12 protein-coding genes are annotated in these 17,157 nt (G+C 71.6%); 8 read left to right on the forward strand and 4 right to left on the reverse strand.

Annotated elements, in window-relative coordinates:
* Positions 1 to 72: 72 nt before the first annotated feature.
* On the reverse strand, positions 73 to 4,398 hold the full coding sequence (locus ACWEF6_RS14415; protein WP_449683325.1) for a GH92 family glycosyl hydrolase: 4,326 nt from the start codon (positions 4,396 to 4,398) through the stop codon (positions 73 to 75).
* A gap of 148 nt (positions 4,399 to 4,546) precedes the next feature.
* On the opposite strand from ACWEF6_RS14415, the gene ACWEF6_RS14420 reads away from it, so the two are divergent.
* Positions 4,547 to 6,178, forward strand: coding sequence for a tannase/feruloyl esterase family alpha/beta hydrolase (locus ACWEF6_RS14420; protein WP_449683326.1), 1,632 nt, complete (start codon positions 4,547 to 4,549; stop codon positions 6,176 to 6,178).
* A 42-nt stretch (positions 6,179 to 6,220) separates the two neighbouring features.
* On the forward strand, positions 6,221 to 6,859 hold the full coding sequence (locus ACWEF6_RS14425) for a class I SAM-dependent methyltransferase (RefSeq protein ID WP_449683327.1): 639 nt from the start codon (positions 6,221 to 6,223) through the stop codon (positions 6,857 to 6,859).
* A 49-nt stretch (positions 6,860 to 6,908) separates the two neighbouring features.
* Here ACWEF6_RS14425 and ACWEF6_RS14430 read toward each other — a convergent pair whose 3' ends face one another.
* A complete protein-coding gene (locus ACWEF6_RS14430) occupies positions 6,909 to 7,673 on the reverse strand; it encodes an AraC family transcriptional regulator (RefSeq protein ID WP_449683328.1) in 765 nt (254 codons plus the stop codon).
* 55 nt (positions 7,674 to 7,728) lie between these two features.
* Here ACWEF6_RS14430 and ACWEF6_RS14435 point away from each other — a divergent pair, with 55 nt between their 5' ends.
* Together ACWEF6_RS14435 and ACWEF6_RS14440 are read left to right on the forward strand one after the other, a co-directional pair.
* Entirely contained in the window at positions 7,729 to 8,694 is a 966-nt protein-coding gene (locus ACWEF6_RS14435) for a zinc-binding dehydrogenase (RefSeq protein ID WP_449683329.1), read from the forward strand.
* Positions 8,695 to 8,718: 24 nt separating this feature from the next.
* Complete coding sequence (locus ACWEF6_RS14440) at positions 8,719 to 9,444, forward strand: dienelactone hydrolase family protein (protein ID WP_449683330.1); 726 nt, start codon at positions 8,719 to 8,721, stop codon at positions 9,442 to 9,444.
* On the opposite strand, the gene ACWEF6_RS14445 is transcribed toward ACWEF6_RS14440, so the two are convergent.
* A complete protein-coding gene (locus ACWEF6_RS14445) occupies positions 9,441 to 10,739 on the reverse strand; it encodes a M20/M25/M40 family metallo-hydrolase (RefSeq protein ID WP_449683331.1) in 1,299 nt (432 codons plus the stop codon). The two genes, ACWEF6_RS14440 and ACWEF6_RS14445, sit on opposite strands and share 4 nt — an antisense overlap.
* The gene (locus ACWEF6_RS14450) at positions 10,732 to 11,559 is read right to left on the reverse strand and encodes a M55 family metallopeptidase (RefSeq protein ID WP_449683332.1); all 828 of its coding nucleotides are present in this window, start codon (positions 11,557 to 11,559) and stop codon (positions 10,732 to 10,734) included. Before ACWEF6_RS14450 ends, ACWEF6_RS14445 begins: the two co-directional genes overlap by 8 nt.
* A gap of 181 nt (positions 11,560 to 11,740) precedes the next feature.
* Between ACWEF6_RS14450 and ACWEF6_RS14455 the strand changes: the two genes are divergently transcribed.
* The 4 genes from ACWEF6_RS14455 to nikE are packed head-to-tail and all read left to right on the forward strand — an operon-like array spanning position 11,741 to position 17,141.
* Entirely contained in the window at positions 11,741 to 13,573 is a 1,833-nt protein-coding gene (locus ACWEF6_RS14455) for an ABC transporter substrate-binding protein (protein WP_449683333.1), read from the forward strand.
* A 3-nt stretch (positions 13,574 to 13,576) separates the two neighbouring features.
* Positions 13,577 to 14,602 (forward strand): ABC transporter permease, encoded by a 1,026-nt coding sequence (locus ACWEF6_RS14460; RefSeq protein WP_449683334.1) that lies wholly within the window; start codon positions 13,577 to 13,579, stop codon positions 14,600 to 14,602.
* Positions 14,599 to 15,495, forward strand: a complete 897-nt coding sequence (locus ACWEF6_RS14465) for an ABC transporter permease (protein ID WP_449683335.1) — start codon at positions 14,599 to 14,601, stop codon at positions 15,493 to 15,495. The genes ACWEF6_RS14460 and ACWEF6_RS14465 overlap by 4 nt, the downstream gene beginning before the upstream one ends.
* Positions 15,492 to 17,141, forward strand: coding sequence for a nickel ABC transporter ATP-binding protein NikE (nikE, locus tag ACWEF6_RS14470; RefSeq protein ID WP_449683336.1), 1,650 nt, complete (start codon positions 15,492 to 15,494; stop codon positions 17,139 to 17,141). The genes ACWEF6_RS14465 and nikE overlap by 4 nt, the downstream gene beginning before the upstream one ends.
* Positions 17,142 to 17,157 lie beyond the last annotated feature (16 nt).

Genomic DNA, 17,157 nt, shown 5'->3' on the forward strand with positions numbered 1-17,157 from the left:
ACCAGCGGCGCCGGAAACGCGTGAAGGCCACCCCGATGCACTCGGGATGGCCTTCACGCACCTACTGCTGAGTTACATCTTCGTGCACTGCCCGGCCACCGGGCCGCGCACCACGTTCGGCAGGTCGTGGTCGGTCGGCGCCGGGTTGTTCACCGCGCACGCCAGGGGGCCGCCGACCGTGCTGGAGGTCAGCACCGGCCCGTGGTTGCCGGTCAGTGCCACCGGACCGCCGATGTCGGTCAGCTCGATCGACACCGTCCCGGTCGCCCCGGTGATCGCCACCGGACCGGCCACCTTCGTGCGGTTCAGCACCACCTGTGCCGCTCCCGTCGCCGCCAGCGGGCCCTTGACCTGGCCGCCGCGGACGATCAGCGACGCGCCGCCGCTCACCGTGACCGGGCCCGACACCGTCGCGTTCTCCAGGCACACCGTCCCGCTCGAAACCGACAGCGGGCCCGACGAAGCACCCGTGATCGTCTTCGTGCACGCCGCGTCCGGCTTGCCCAGCAGCTCGAACTCGGCCAGCTGCGCCGGGGCGCCGGTGCTGGTCGCGGTCACCTCGAGCCGGTAGTGGGCGTAGTGCCCCGGGTTCGCCACCTTGAACGCGCGGGTCTGCTGCCGCCAGCTGAACGCCTGGTTCTCCTGCCGGTCGGCCACCGCCCACGTCTTGCCGTCGTAGGAGCCCTTCAGCACCCAGCTCTTCGGGTCCCCCGCGCCGGTCTGGGACGTCAGCGTGTAGTTCGCGACGGCCTCGTCGGTCGAGTTCAGCTGGTACTGCACCGCACCGGTGACCGCCGCCTGCGTCCGCGAGGTGTTGTCCACCAGCGCGGCCGCGTTCGACCCGTCCGAAGTGGACAGCGTTCCCTTGCCGGGGCCGGTCTCGTCGTGCAGCGGCGCCGGCGCGGCGTCGCCCGTGGTGATCGACTTCGGCGCGTCGTTCGGGCCGGTGCCCCACGACGAGGGGTTCGGGCCCATGTCGAAGTCGATCTTGCCGCCCTTTGCGATCAGGTCGTGCGGCAGCGACGTCGAGGAGTACGCCTTGCCGTTGACCTTCACACCCTGGACGTAGACGTTCTTCGCGCTGTTCTTCGGCGCGTTGATCACCAGGTCCTTGCCGCCGGCCAGGTGGATCGTCGCCTTCTTGAACAGCGGCGACCCGATCGCGTAGTCCGGGCTGCCCATCTGCAGCGGGTAGAAGCCCAGCGCGCTGAACGTCCACCACGCCGACTGCTCGCCGTTGTCCTCGTCACCCGCGTAGCCCTGGCCGATCTCGCTGCCGGTGTAGAGCCGCGAGAGCGCCTCGCGGACCTTCGCCTGCGTCTTGGCCGGCTGGCCCGCGTAGTCGTACATGTAGAGCGTGTGGTGCGAGGCCTGGTTGGAGTGGCCGAGCTGGCCCATCCGCACGTCGCGGGCCTCCCGCATCTCGTGGATCACCCCACCGTAGGAGCCCGGGAAGTTCGCGGTCTCCTGGTCGGCGAAGAACGCGTCGAGCTTCTTCGCCAGGCCCGCCTTGCCGCCGTAGAGGTTCGCCAGGCCCTGACCGTCCTGCGGCACGGAGAACGCCATGCCCCAGCCGTTGGTCTCGGTGTAGTCGATGCCCCACACCCGCGGGTCGTAGTCCTGCGGCGAGCGGCTGAACTTGCCCTGCGCGTCGCGGCCCTGGAAGAACCCGACGCTCGGGTCGAACAGGTTCACGTACTGCTGCGCGCGGCTGGTGAAGTACTCGTAGTTGGCCAGGTACTCCGGCTTGCGCGGGTCGCTCGCCGGGGCTTCGTCGTAGAGCTTCTTCGACAGGTTCGCGATGCCGTAGTCGTTGACGTAGCCCTCGATCGACCACGAGAACCCGTGGTCGGCGGTGTTGGGCGAGTAGCCGAGGAAGATGCCCTCGTCGATGCCCTTGCGGCCGACCGCGTTGTTCGGCGGGGTCACCGTCGCGTTCTTCAGCGCCGCGTCGTAGGACGCCTTGACGTCGAAGTTGCGGACGCCCTTGAGGTAGGCGTCGGCGAACGCGACGTCCGAGCTGGTGCCGGTCATCAGGTCGGCGTAACCCGGCGAGGACCACCGCGAGATCCAGCCGCCGTCGCGGTACTGCTGCACGAACCCGTCGACCATCTTCCCGGCCATGTCCGGCGTGAGCAGCGAATACGCCGGCCAGGTCGTGCGGTAGGTGTCCCAGAACCCGTTGTTGACATACGTCTGGCCGTCGACGATCTTCGCGCCGGTCTGCGTCGGGGTGTCCGCGCCCGCCTTCGGCGAGACGAAGCTCGCGTACTGGTACTTCGGCTTCTCCGGAGTGCCGGTGTTCTCGAACGCCGAGTTCGGGTAGAGGAACAGCCGGTACAGGTTCGAGTACAGCGTCGTGAGCTGGTCCTTCGACGCGCCCTCGACCTCGATCACCTTCAGCTGATCGTCCCACAGGCGCTGCGCGGCGTCGCGGACGGAGTCGAAGGTCGCGGCCGGGGCGATCTCCTGCGCCAGGTTCTTCTTCGCCTGGTCCACGCTGATCAGCGACGTCGCGATCCGCATGGTCACCGTCTTGTCGGCGCCGGCGGCGAACCGCAGGTACCCGGTGACGTTGTCGCGGCCCTGGCCGGTGATCTTCCCGCCCGCGGTGACCGGCTTGTCGAAGGTGGCGTAGACGAACATCCGGCCCGCCCCGGCCGACAGGCCGCTCTTGACGTCGGTGTAGCCCGACAGCGTGCCGTTCGCGGTGTCGAGGGTCAGCCCGCCCTGGTTCTTGTAGTTGTCGAAGATCAGGCTCGAGTCGCTGCCCGGGAAGGAGAACCGGAACACCGCCGCGTGGTCGGTGGGGGCGATCTCGGTCTTGATCCCGTTCTCGAACTGCACCCCGTAGTAGTGCGCGCGAGCGGTCTCGTTGTCGTGCTTGAACGGCAGCGCCCGCGCGTCGCGGTTGGCGTCCGGGACACCGGCGGCCGCGGACGGCATCACCTGGAAGGTCTGCCGGTCGCCCATCCACGGGCTCGGCTCGTGGCTGACGGCGAAGGCCTGCAGCTCCGGCAGGTTCTGCTCGTTGTTCTGGCTGTGGTAGTTGTACATCCACCGCACGTCGCCGTTGTCGGCGTTGGCGTCGGTGACCGGGGTCCAGAAGTTGAACCCGTGCGGCACCGCGGTGGCGGGGAAGTTGTTGCCGCGGGAGAAGCTGCCGTTGGCCATCGTGCCGCGCGTGGTGAGCACGTTGTCACTCGGGCGGGTGCTGGCCGGCGGGGTCGGCGTCGCGGAGATCTTGACGTCGTCGAGCCAGCCCTGCAGCGAGCCGGGGCCGTCGGGGTTGTCGAAGCCGACCAGGATCCGGTCGATCGTCTTGCCCTTGGCCACCGTGCCGATCGCCGAACGGACCAGGTTCCACTGGTTGGTGTAGAGGACCTTGCTCTTGCCCTGGCCCTCCGGGGTCAGCGGGAAGCCGTACTGGTCGGTGGCGCCGAGGTCGCGCAGCCGGGTGCCGTCGGTGAAGACCAGGTCGATCGCCACGTTCGTGCTCTGGTACTTCAGGTCACCGGTGATGAACTGCGGCTGCACCTTGTAGGTCAGCTCGGTCGAGGGCACGACCGGGATGTCGACGTCGAAGACCTTGTTGTAGGACCAGCCGTGGGCCTGGGTCTGGCTGCCGGAGTAGCGGAACGCCTTGAGCCCGGTGAAGCCGACGCGGTTCTTGTTCGTGTACCCGCTGGTCGGCCCGGAGTCGGTGAAGGTGCGCATGTTCGGCAGCGGCGGCGGCGCGGGCTCGTCGTTGGCCAGCAGCAGCTCCGACAGCTGCAGGATCGGGCCGCCGTTGTTGCGGGTGATGTCCAGCCGGAAGTACTTGAACGCGGCCGTCGGCGCGGCCAGCTGGTAGTCCTTCTGCTGGAACCGGGCGGTGAACGCCTGGTCGGCCTGCTTGTCGAGGTCGGTCCAGGACGAGGCGTCGTTGGAGCCCTGCAGCGTCCAGTCCCGCGGGTCGCGGTTGTCGAAGTCGTTGGCCGAGGAGATCGCGTAGTGCGTGATCGACGTCGGCTCCGACAGCGTGATCTGCGCCGAGGCGGTCGGGTTCCAGGACAGCCACTTGGTGTCGGTGGTGCCGTCGACGAGGTTCGAGACGACCTCGCCGCCGCTGGTGTTCTCGCTGGTGGCGCTGGTTTCGGTCACCTTGCCGCGGATGTCGCCGGGGATCGCGGTGCCGTTCGCGCCGTTGATCCCGGACGCGCGCGGCTTGCCCGCCGCGTCGGTGTCGACGGTGTCGGTCCACGTCGGCTGGACGTCACCGGGCTCGAAGGAGGACGAGAAGTCGGCGGGGAGGGCGTCTTCGGCGGCGGACGAGGCCGCGGGGAGGGCGACCAGGCCGGCGGCGACCACGGCGGCGGTCACCAGGAAAGCGACCGGCGGTCTGGCGCTTCGGGGCATCGTTGCTCCAAGCTCGGAGGGCGGATTCAGCAGCGCCGCGCAGGCGGGGACCGGCGGCGCCAACGAAGGGAAACGCGCGGGTGACATCGATGTCAAGACCGCTCGCCAAACCTGACCGGAATCAGACAACGCGGAAAACGGGGGCCCGATGAGAACGTTCCGGATCTTCACCGCGATCGCCACCTTGGCGCTCGCCACCACCACATTCACCCCGGCCACCGCCACCGCGGCGACCGGTTCGGCCGTCCGGCCGGTGACCTCCTGCGCCGGCCTGGTCCGCGGCTTCGCCCTCCCGGGCGCGCCCACCCACGTCACCTCGGCGGCCGTCGTCGCGGCCACCGCGACCGACCCCGAATACTGCGGCGTCCAGGGGTACGTCGAACCCGCCGTCCGGTTCGAGCTGCGCCTGCCCACCAAGACCTACGCCGGGCGCTACCTGCAGTACGGCTGCGGCGGCTTCTGCGGCGTGGTCAACCCGCCCGCCTTCGCCGACTGCGGCCTGCCCCACGGCGGCGACGTCGCGGTCGCGGCCACCGACGACGGCCACGTCGGCAGCACGCCCGCCATCGTCGACGACGGCCGCTGGGGCGCGCACGACCAGGCCGCGCGCAACGACTTCGAGTTCCGCGCACCCCACGTCGTCTCCCGCGCCTCGAAAGCGATCATCCAGGCCTTCTACGGCGCCCCGCCGCGCAACTCCTACTTCAGCGGCTGCTCCGACGGCGGCCGCGAAGGCCTCCTGCTTGCCCAGCGCTACCCGGACGACTTCGACGGCATCGACGCCGGCGCCCCCGCGAACTACTGGGGCCCGCTGCTCGGGGTGTACCAGACCTGGCTCGCCCGGGTGAACAGCGCCGCCGACGGCAGCCCGATCCTCACCGCCGCCAAGCTGCCCGCCCTGCACAACGCCGTCCTGGCCGCCTGCGACCGCCTCGACGGGCTCGCCGACGGCCAGCTCGACGACCCCCGCACCTGCCGCTTCGACCCGGCCACACTGACCTGCGCCGGCGCCGACACGCCGTCCTGCCTCACCCCGGCCCAGGCCGGAGTCGTCCGCAAGCTGTACTCGCCGCCCGTCGACGAGCGCGGCACACTGCTCTACCCCGGCGGCCAGCTGCCCGGGTCCGAGCTGTCGTGGGCCGGGTGGATCATCGCCACCCCCGAGACCGGCGGCTTCTCCTTCGCCCGCAACCTCGCCGACAACTACCTGCGCTACCTCGGCTACCCGATCGGCGCACCGGCGTCGACCGTCGACACCTTCGCCTTCACCCGCCGCGAATTCGACCGGCTCACCCCGGTCGGGGTCCGCTACGACGCCCTGAGCCTCGACCTCTCGGCGTTCCAGCGGCGCGGCGGCAAGCTGCTGCTCTGGCACGGCTGGAACGACGAAGCCATCCCGCCCGCCGGCACGCTCGACTACTACCAGCGGCTCACCCACGGCCGCCCGCAGGACTGGGCGCGGCTGTTCATGGTCCCGTCGCTCTACCACTGCGGCGGCGGCACCACGCTCACCGAGTTCGACCCGCTCGAGCAGCTGGTCGCCTGGGTCGAACGCGGCACGACGCCCACGGTGGTCACCGCGACCGGCCGCGACGCCGCCGGCACGGTGACCCGGACCCGCCCGGTGTTCGCCTACCCGCAACGAACGGTCTACGACGGCACCGGCAGCATCGACGACGCCGCCAACTTCCGGCCCGCACCGCCGGCCGCGCCGGTCCGGGACGTCGTCCACTGGGCCGGGGAGAAGCTGCACGCGATCCCAGGGCCGGTCGCGCCGTAAACCGGCCTCGCGGGTTCCGGCGTCGTCGCTAGGGTCACGACCATGACGACGCCGGAACCCGCCGACCGCGTACTCGCCCGCGCCTCCCTCGCCGAAGGCAGCCCGACCGCCTGGTTCGACCGGCTCTACACCGCCGCCGCCCGCGGCGAAGCCGAGGTCCCGTGGACCCGCGGCACCCCGAACACCGACCTGGCCGCCTGGGTCCGCCCGGGCGAGGGCCGCCGCGCCCTGGTGGTGGGCAGCGCCCTCGGCGACGACGCCGAGCTGCTGTCCGCGGCCGGCTGGGCCGTCACCGCCTTCGACGTCGCCCCGGCCGCGGTCGACGCCGCCCGCGCCCGCTTCCCGGAGTCCGCAGCGGACTACGTCGTGGCGGACCTGCTGCACCCGCCGGGGGAGTGGCGCCACGCGTTCGACCTGGTCGTGGAGATCATCAACATCCAGGCCATGCCCCGCGAATTCCGGCCCGCCGCGGTGACGGCCCTGGCCGGCTTCCTCGCCCCCGGCGGCACGCTCCTGGTCAGCGAGGTCGCGGAGGAGAGCACGGACGCCGAGACGTGGGAAGGCCCGCCGTGGCCGTTCAGCCGGGCGGAGATCGAGTCCATCGCCCAGGACGGCGTCCGGCTGGTCAGCCTCGACACCATCCGCGAAGGCACCCGCTACTGGGCCACCTTCACCCGCTAGCCCGGTGCCGCCCGGACGCGCTCGTCTTCTCCGCCGCGGAACATCCGGCCTACCCGGCGCCGTTCCGGTGCCGCCCGGGCGTGGTCCCCACCACGGCCGTGAACGCCGCGATGAAGTGGCTCGGGTTCGCCCACCCGCACGCCCGCGCGGTGGCCGCCGTGTCGTGGCCGTCGGCCAGCAGGACCAGCGCGTGGCCGATGCGGACCTGGGTACGCCACTCGTAGAACGTCATCCCGAGCTCGTCGCGGAACAACCGGCTCAGCGTGCGGGCACTCGCCCCGATCCGCTGCCCGAGCTCCGCCAGCGGCGTGGCGTCCCCGGGCTCCTCGTACAGCTGTCGCGCGATGGCCCGCAACCGGTCGTCGCGCGGCTCGGGCAGGTGCAGCGGCTGCTCCGGTGCTTCGCGCAGCTCGTCGACCAGGACCCGGCGCAGGCGGGCACTCGCCGACCGGTCGTACTCGCGCGGGCCGGTCAACGCGAGCAGCACCTCCCGGGCGAGACCCGACGCCGTGAACACCACCGGCCGCTGCGGGACGAGCCGGGCCAGTGCCGCCGGCAGGAACACGATCCGCATGTCGGTGTGGCCGTGCGCGCGGTGCCGGTGGACGAACCCGGCCGGCGTCCAGGCCACCCGGTTGGCCGGCACGATCGACGTCCCCCGCTCGGTGTGCACCGACAGCACGCCCCGGGCCGCGTACACCAGGTGTCCCCGGTCGTGGACGTCCGCCGCGCTGGTGCCGCCCGGCGGCCACCGGTGCGCCCCGCCCGACGGCCAGATCCGCGACTCCGGGACGACTTGGCGGGCAATGGGCACAAGCTGGCATTCTACCGGTGGTCGGCCACCGGCCCCGCCGGTGAGAGTGGGACCCATGAACACGATGCGAGCGGCGGTGTGTGTCCGGCCCGGCGGCCCGGAAGTCCTGGAACTCCGGGAGCTGCCCGTCCCGGCGGTGCGGGAGGGCTGGAGCCTGGTGCGGGTCGAGGGCACCGGCCTGAACCGGTCGGAACTGCGGACCCGGCAGGGCCACTCCCCGGACGTCGTCTTCCCCCGCGTGCTCGGCATCGAATGCGTCGGCACCGTCGCCGCCTCGACCGACCCGCGGCTGCCCGAAGGCACCACGGTCGCGGCGATGATGGGGGAGATGGGCCGCGCCTTCGACGGCGGCTACGCCGAATACGCCCTGCTGCCCGACCCGCTGCTGATGCCGGTCACCACCACCCTGCCCTGGGACGTCCTCGCGGCGCTGCCCGAGACCTACCTGACCGCCCAGGGCGCCCTCGACGCGCTCGGCATCGGCCCGGACAGCACCGGGCGGCTGCTCATCCGCGGCGGCAGCTCCTCGGTCGGGCTGGCCGCGGCCGCGATCGCGGCCGGCCACGGCCTGGAGGTCGCCGCCACCACCCGCCGCCCGGACAAGGCCGGCGCGCTGACCGGGCACGTCCTCATCGACGACGGCGGCCCGCTGACCGGCCTGCCGCAGCTGTGGCCCGAAGGCCCGGACTGGGTGCTCGACCTCGTCGGCGCCCGCACGGCGGTGGACTCGCTGCGCCTGGTCCGCCGCGGCGGCACGGTGTGCGTGGCCGGCTCGCTCAGCGGCTGGCTCGTCCCGGACTTCGAGCCGATCGCGAAGATCCCGTCCGGCACCAAGCTGACCGCCTTCCACAGCGGCACCCTCACCGGCAGCACCGCCCTGCTGCAGCGGATCATCGGCGAAGTCGAGGCGGGCACGTACCGGCCGCACATCGACCGGATCTTCCCGCTGGACGACATCGCCGCCGCCCACCGCTACATGGAGGACGACCGGGCGGCCGGAAAACTCGTCGTCGTGCCCTGAACGGGTGGCCTAGGCTCGGTGATCATGCCCACCCAGTCACTGCAGATCCCCACCGCCGACGGCCAGGCCGACGCCTTCGCCGCGTTCCCCGGCGACGGCGAACGCCACCCCGGCGTGCTGATGTACCCGGACGGCTTCGGCATCCGGCCCGTCCTGCGCGAAATGGCGCAACAACTGGCCGGCCACGGGTATTACGTGCTCGTCCCCAACCCCTTCTACCGGCACGGCCCGACACCGGTGATCGACCTGCCCGAGTACATCGGCGCCGAAGCCCGGCCCGCGGTCTTCGCCCGGCTGATGCCCATGATCGAGGCGCACACCACCGACCGGATCCTGCGTGACGCCGACGCCTGCCTGGAGTTCCTCACCGCCCGGCCCGAGGTCGCCCCCGGCCCGGTCGCGACGACCGGCTACTGCATCGGCGGCCTCCTCGCGACGCACACCGCCGCGGCCCACCCCGGCCGGGTGGCCGCCCTCGCCGGATTCCACGCCCCGGTGGGCGCCGCCGGGCCCGACAACCTGCGCCGGATCACCGCCCGGGTCCACTTCGGCCACGCCGAAACCGACCTGACGCCCGAGGCTCTCGGCGAGCTCAACGAAACCCTCGACGCCGCGGGACTCGAGTACACCTCCGAGATCTACCCCGGCACCGTCCACGGCTTCACCATGTCCGACACCGACTCCTTCGACCCCGCCGCCCTCGAACGCCACTGGGACAGCCTGCTGGCGCTCCTCGGCCGGGCCCTCTAACAGTTCTCGAGGAACCGGGCCAGGACGCGGGTGCCGAAGTGCAGGCCCGCCACCGGCACCCGCTCGTCCACCCCGTGCGCCATCGCCCGGTACGGGAACCCCTTCGGCAGCCACAGCGGCGCGAAGCCGTAGCAGTCGATCCCCAGCTGCGCGAACGCCTTCGCGTCCGTCCCGCCGCCCAGGCAGTACGGCACCACCACCGCCTCCGGATCCTCTGCCTGCAGCGCGGCCGCCATCGCGGTGAACCACGGCGAGTCCACCGGCGCCTGCACCGGCGGCTGGTGCGCCACGAACTCCCGCGTCACGCCCGCGCCGAGCAGGTCGTCCAGCGCGGCGAACAACGCCTCCTCGGTCCCGGGCAGCACCCGGACGTCCACCTGCGCGGTCGCCGTCGAGGGGATCACGTTCACCTTGTACCCCGCGTCCAGCATCGTCGGGGTCGTGCTGTTGCGGACCGTCGGCACCACCAGCGAGCCGGCCGGCCCCAGCGCGGCCACCGCCGCGTCCACACCCTCCGAAGTGGACAGATCCACCGCGACACCCAGCGCCGCGCCGGTCCGCTCCAGGAACGCCCGCACCGCCGGCGTCAGCGACACCGGCCACTCGTGCGACGCGATCCGGTGCAACGCCCCCACCAACCGGGTGACGGCGTTCTCGTCGTTCGGACGCGAACCGTGCCCGGCGCGGCCCCGGGCGGTCAGCCGCAGGTGCGCCGTCCCGCGCTCGGCCGTCCCGACCGGGTACAGGTGGACGTCCCGGCCGTCGGCCGCGGGCACGTGGTAGGTGTAGCCACCCGACTCGCTGATCGCCGCCGCGCAGCCCTCGAACAGCTCGGGATGGCGGGCGACCAGCCAGTGCGCGCCCCACTCGCCGCGGTCCTCCTCGTCGGCGACGAACGCCAGCACCAGGTCCCGCCGCGGCCGCGCCCCGCCGGCCAGCGCGGCCAGCACCATCGCCACGAAGTCCTTCATGTCGGTCGCGCCGCGGCCCCACAGGTACCCGTCGCGCACCTCGCCGGCGAACGGCGGCACCGACCAGTCCGCCGCGTCCGCCGGGACGACGTCCAGGTGCCCCTGCACCAGCAGCGCCGGCCGGGACGGGTCGGTGCCCGGCACCCGCGCGATCACGCTGGCCCGCCCCGGCGCGGCCTCCAGGATCCGCGCGGGGATGCCCAGGCCGTCCAGGAACGCGGCCACGTACTCCGCCGCCGGCCGCTCGGGCTCGGCGTCGTTGCCGCCGCGGTTGGTCGTGTCGAAGCGGATCAGGTCCGCGCACAGCTCGACGACGTCAGCCATAGATGCCCTGCACCGCCCCCGCCGCGATCGCCGTGACGACCTTGAAGCACTTCATCGCCTCGGTCATGGTCGGCGCGTCGAACCCGACCCGCCGGGTGCCGATCTGCTCCACCGTCGGGATCACCGCCGTCGCCTGCGCCAGATGGCTCGCGTCGAACTCGACCTCGATCCGGTGCGGCCCGACCTGCCGCTCCTCCCGGCCGGCCCGGGCCACGGCCTCGGCGGCCGCGCCGGTCAGCAGCTCCGCGGTGCGCGCCGGCGGCAGGCAGATCGCCGCGTACCGGCTCACGCATTCCTTCAGTTGGACCAGCTCCGCCTCCGGAGCGTAATCACGGGCGTCGTCGCACGTTTTGTCGTCACCCGAAACGAGCAGGACAGGGACGCCGTACTCCGCGGCCATCCCCGCGTTCAACCGGCCCTCGCTCGCCGGGACGTCGTCCAGCCACACCCCGGTGATCTGGTTCTCCAGGTAGGTGTGGGAAAGCACCCCGTCGAAGCCCGCGCCGGCGTGGTAGCCGAGGAACACCACACCGTCCACACTGGAATCGATGCCCTGCATCATCGACAGCGGCTTGTGCCGGCCGGTGAGCATCCGCGCCCGCGGGTCGAGGTCCTCCAGCAGCAGATTCCGTTGCGAGGAATGGGCTTCGTTCACCAGCACGTCACTCGCCCCGGCCTGGTACAGCCCGGCCAGCACGGCGTTGACGTCGCCGGTGAACAGCCGCCGGAAGCGGTCCCACTGCGGCGACCCGGGCACGACGTCGTCGGTCCAGGTGACGCCGGTGGCGCCCTCCATGTCCGCCGAGATCAGGATGCGCATGCCGGGCACTCTAACCAGCGCGCCCGGCCCCCGGACGCGAATCACCCACATCGCCGAACGTCACTCAGCGTGACGATCGGGGTGTCGATAACGATCGGGCACCTGCCGAGGTGGCAACATATTGCGCGGTTGTCCCGATATGTGGTTACTTCTCGTCCTTGGGGAGGCTCACAAGCGAACGATGGGGTGGTTTTCGGTGCAGTTCCAACACAGAGCCGGGCGTTTCGCCCGGGTGGGCGCGGTCGTCGCGGCCGCCACGCTGACGGCGATCCCGCTCGCCGTCCCCGCCCAGGCCCAGCAGGCCAAGGTGCTGCGGGTCGCGCTCACCACCGGCATCGACCACCTCAACCCGTTCACCGCCGTGCTCTCGGCGTCCACGCAGATCGGCCGGTTCACCTTCGAGTTCCTGACCGTCCCGGACGCAGAAAAGGCCGAAGCCGCGCCCGCGCTCGCCGAGTCCTGGACCCCGTCGCCGGACAAGCTCACCTGGACCTTCAAGATCCGCGGCGGCGTCAAGTGGAGCGACGGGCAGCCGGTGACCGCCAAGGACGCGGCGTTCACCTTCAACCGGATGCTCACCGACGAGAACGCCCGCACCGCCAACGGCAACTACGTGGCCAACTTCGAGACGGTCACCGCGCCCGACGACACCACCCTCGTCATCAAGACCAAGACCGTCCAGGTCAACATGAACCTGCTCGACGTGCCGATCGTGCCCCAGCACATCTGGGAGCCGGTCAAGGACCTCAAGGCCGCCTCGACCGACACCCTCGCCGTCGCCGGCGTCTCCGACGGCCCGTTCCACGTCACCGAGTACAAGCCGAACGAGTACGTCAAGTTCAGCGCCAACAAGGACTACTGGCGCGGCGCCCCCAAGATCGACGAACTGCAGCTGCTGCAGTTCAAGGACACCGAAGCCGCGGTCAACGCGCTCAAACAGGGCGAAGTCGACGTCATCAACCGGCTCAACCCCAACCAGTTCGCCGCGCTGCAGGGCCAGCAGGGCATCACCACCAACGCCGCCCCCGGCCGCCGCTACGACGAGCTGGCGATCAACTTCGGCGTCACCGACAACGCCGGCAACCCGATCGGGGACGGCAACCCGGTCCTCAAGGACCTCAACCTCCGCAAGGCCATCGCCCAGGCCGTCGACACCAAGACCCTCGTCGACAAGGTCCTCAAGGGCCTCGGCCAGGTCGGCGGCGGCGTCGTGCCCGCCATCTACCGCGACTACCACTGGGACCCCAGCGACGCCGAACGCATCAAGTTCGACCTCGCCGCGGCCAACACCACCCTCGAGCAGGCGGGCTACCGGAAGGGCGCCGACGGCGTCCGCACCGCCCCCGGCGGCGCGAAGCTGGAACTGCGCCTGACCGGGCACGCCAACCGCAGCTACGACCAGGGCGTCGCCCAGTACGTCACCGGCTGGCTCAAGGACGTCGGCATCACCGTCAAGCAGGACCTGGTCTCCGACGACGAGCTGTCCGACCGCACCTCCACCGGCAAGTACGACCTCGCCATCGGCGGCTACGGCACCAACCCCGACCCGGACTACGCGCTCTCGCTGCACACCTGCGCCGCGCGCCCCACCCCGGACGGCAAGGGCGGCAGCACCGACACCTTCTTCTGCGACGCCGCCTACGACGACCTCTACAAGAAGCAGCTCACCGAAACCGACGACACCAAGCGCGCCGAGTACGTCAAGCAGGCCCAGGCCCGGCTCTACAGCCAGGTCCCGACCATCGTGCTCGACTACCAGAACGCCCTCGAGGCCTACCGCTCCGACAAGTTCTCCGGCTTCACCACCCAGCCGCAGCCCCAGGGCGCCATCCTCGAGCAGACCGGCTACTGGGGCGTCTACGGCGCCACCCCGGCCGGCACCACCAACGCGGCCGATTCCGGCAGCGGCTCCACCGTGCTGTGGATCGTCATCGGCGCGGTCGTCGTGGTCGTCCTCGTCGGCGGCGGCATCGTGCTCGGCCGCCGCGGCAAGACCGCAGAGGACCGCGAGTAAGAGATGACCACCCCCGACCAGGCCGCGGTGCTCGTCGACCCCGACGAGCACCGCGGCGGGACCGGCACGGCCCGGTTCGTGCTCACCAAGATCGCCGAAGCGCTGATCAGCATCGTGCTGGTGATCGTGCTGTTCTTCTTCCTGTTCCGGATGCTGCCCGGCGACCCGGTCGCGGCGATGACCCGCGACCGCGTCACCAGCCCCCAGCAGATCGCCGAACTGCGCGAGAAGATGGGCATCGACAAGCCCGTCCTCGTCCAGTTCGGGAACTACTTCTGGAACCTGCTGCACGGCGACCTCGGCGAATCCCGGCTGCTCAACAACGGCCGCCCGGTCGCCGACATGATCGGCGAACGGCTCTGGCCGACCATCCTGCTCGTCGGCAGCGCCACCCTGCTCGCCGTCGTCCTCGGCCTCTCGCTCGGCATCCGCGCCGCCTGGCGCCGCGACAGCTTCTTCGACCGCACCCAGACCGGCATCGCGCTGACGCTGTGGTCGGTCCCGCAGTTCTGGCTCGGCCTGATGCTGCTCGTGGTCACCGACGGGCTGTTCCCCAGCCGCGGCATGCACTCGCCCGACGCCGCCCCCGACGTGCTGTCCCAGACCCTCGACGTCCTGCACCACCTGGTGCTGCCGTGCGTGACGCTGCTGGCGGTGTTCTACGCCCAGTACATGCTGATCATGCGGTCGTCGCTGCTGGGGGAGATGAACGCCGACTACCTCACCACCGCCCGCGCCAAGGGCCTGCGCGACGACCTCGTCCGCCGCCGCCACGCCGTCCCCAACGCCCTGCTGCCCACCACCACGCTGGTGTTCATGCAGTTCGGCTCGGTGCTGGCCGGCGCGGTCACCGTCGAGGCCGTGTTCAGCTGGCCCGGCTTGGGCCAGCTCACCTACGACGCCCTGCACGGCCCCGACCTGCCGGTGCTGCAGGGCGTGTTCACCGTGCTGGCGGGCTCGGTGGTGCTGATGAACCTGCTCGCGGAACTGCTCTACCGCGTGCTCGACCCGAGGGTGCGTACCTCATGACCACCGCCGAGACACCCCGGCAGATCGCCTGGGCCCGCCGCCGGGCGTCGCTGACCCGGACCTGGCGCGAGTTCGCCGCCCAGCGCGGCGCGCTCATCGGGCTCGTCCTGCTCGCCGCCACCGTCGTCGTCGCCCTCCTGCTGCCGCTGATCAGCGACGAGACCGGCCTCGACGTCACCAAGGCCACCGGGGCACCGCTGTCCCCGCCGAGCGGCGAGTACTGGCTCGGCACCGAGAACTTCGGCCGGTCGGTGCTGCTGATGACCGTCTGGGGCACCCGGATCTCCCTGCTCGTCGGGTTCTCCGCCGCGCTGCTGTCGGTGGTCATCGGCACCCTGATCGGCATCACCGCCGCCCACTTCGGCGGCTGGGTGTCGGCGACCCTGCTGCGGTTCACCGACTTCTTCCTGGTCCTGCCCTCGCTGATCCTCGCCATCGCGCTCTCGGCCGTGCTGCCCAAGGGCGTCGGCACGATCATCATCGCCATCGGCCTCACCGCCTGGCCCAGCACCGCCCGGCTGGTCCGCGCCCAGACGCTGACCATCGAAAGCCGCCCCTACATCGAGCGCGCGCACGCCCTCGGCGGCGGCCACCTGCACATCATCGGCCGGCACGTGCTGCCCGGCGTGATGCCGCTGGTGCTGGCCAACACGACCCTGGTCGTCGGCAACGCCGTCATCGCCGACGCGACCCTGTCGTTCCTCGGCGTCGGCGACCCCAACTCCGTCACCTGGGGCCTGGTGCTGGAAAACGCCCTCAACAACGGCGCCATCAGCCGCGGCGCCTGGTGGAACGTGCTCCCGCCGGGCATCGCCATCGTCCTCGTCGTCCTCTTCTTCACCCTGGTCGGCCGGGGCCTGGAGACCGTGTTCAACCCGAGGTTGAAGAAGTGACCACCCCGCTGCTGCAGCTCACCGGCCTCACCGTCACCTACGCGGTCGGGGACACCGACGTCCCCGCCGTCCGCGGCGTCGACCTCACCCTCGACCCCGGCGGCACCCTCGGCGTCGCAGGCGAGTCCGGCTCGGGCAAATCCACCGTCGCGATGAGCGTGCTGCGCCTCCTGCCGCGCACGGCGAAGATCACCGGCGAGATCCTCCTCGACGGCGAAGACGTCACTTCCATGAAGTGGGGACGGCTGCGCGCGGTCCGCTGGGCCGAGGCTTCGGTGGTGTTCCAGGGCGCCATGCACGCGCTCAACCCGGTGCGCAAGATCGGCGAGCAGATCGCCGAACCGATCCGGCTGCACCCGCCGTCCGGCACGGCTCTCACCGACACCGAGGTCGACGCCCGCGTCGCCGAGCTGCTCACCCAGGTCGACCTGCCCCCGGCCCGGGCCGGCGCCTACCCGCACGAACTGTCCGGCGGGCAGAAGCAGCGCGTCATGATCGCCATGGCGCTGGCCTGCTCGCCCCGGCTGATCATCGCCGACGAGCCGACCACCGCCCTCGACGTCATCGTCCAGGCCCAGGTCCTCGCCCTGCTGTCCCGGCTGGTCGCCGAACAGCGGATCGGGCTGATCATGATCAGCCACGACCTGTCCGTGCTCGCCGCCACCTGCGAACGCATCGCCGTCATGTACGACGGGCAGATCGTCGAAGAAGGCCCCGGCGCCGAGGTGATGGGGTCACCTCGCCACGAGCACACGCGGGCGCTCGCGGCGGCGTTCCCGACCGTCGGCGACCCGGTGTCCCGCTTCGCCCCGGCCACCAGCACCCCGCTGCCACCGGAACCGGCGGACCGGGAGGCGGGCGAGCCGCTGCTGGCCGCGGAGAACCTGCGCGTGTCCTTCCGCGACCGCACCGGCAAGCGGATCGACGCCGTCGCCGGCGTCGACCTCACCGTGGCCCGCGACGAGATCGTCGCCCTGGTCGGCCAGTCCGGCTCCGGCAAGACGACGCTCGCCCGGACCCTGCTCGGCCTGCAGAAACCCGACTCCGGCGTGGTCCGCTACGCCGGGAACCCGGTGCCGGCCGGGGGAGCGGGCCTCAAGGCCTACCGCCGTCAGGTCCAGCTCGTCCTGCAGGACCCCACGAGCGCGCTGAACCCCAGCCACACCGTGTACGAGGCCGTCGCCGAAGGGCCGCGGATCCACCGGCTGAGCGACGAGCGCGCGGTCGTCCACCGCGCCCTGGAGGCCGCGGAGCTGCGACCGGCGGAAAAGTACGCCGACCGGCTCCCGCACCAGCTCTCCGGCGGCCAGCGCCAGCGCGTCGTCATCGCCGGCGCCCTGGCGCTCGAACCGGCGGTGGTGGTGGCCGACGAACCGGTCGCCTCGCTCGACGCGTCGGTGCGCGGCGAAATCCTCGGCCTGCTGCTGCGGCTGCGGCGCGAACTCGGCCTCGCCGCCCTGGTGATCACCCACGACCTGGGTCTGGCCTGGAACATCGCCGACCGCGTCGCCGTGATGTACCGCGGCGAGCTCGTCGAAACCGGGACCGTGGAGCAGGTCCTGCTCGACCCGCAGCACGAGTACACGAAGTCCCTGCTGGCCGCGCTGCCCGGCGGCACCGCCCAGCGCCGCACCGTCGAAACCTGATACTGCGGGAACCGCA

It is taken from the genome of Amycolatopsis sp. NPDC004772 (genome assembly GCF_053601215.1).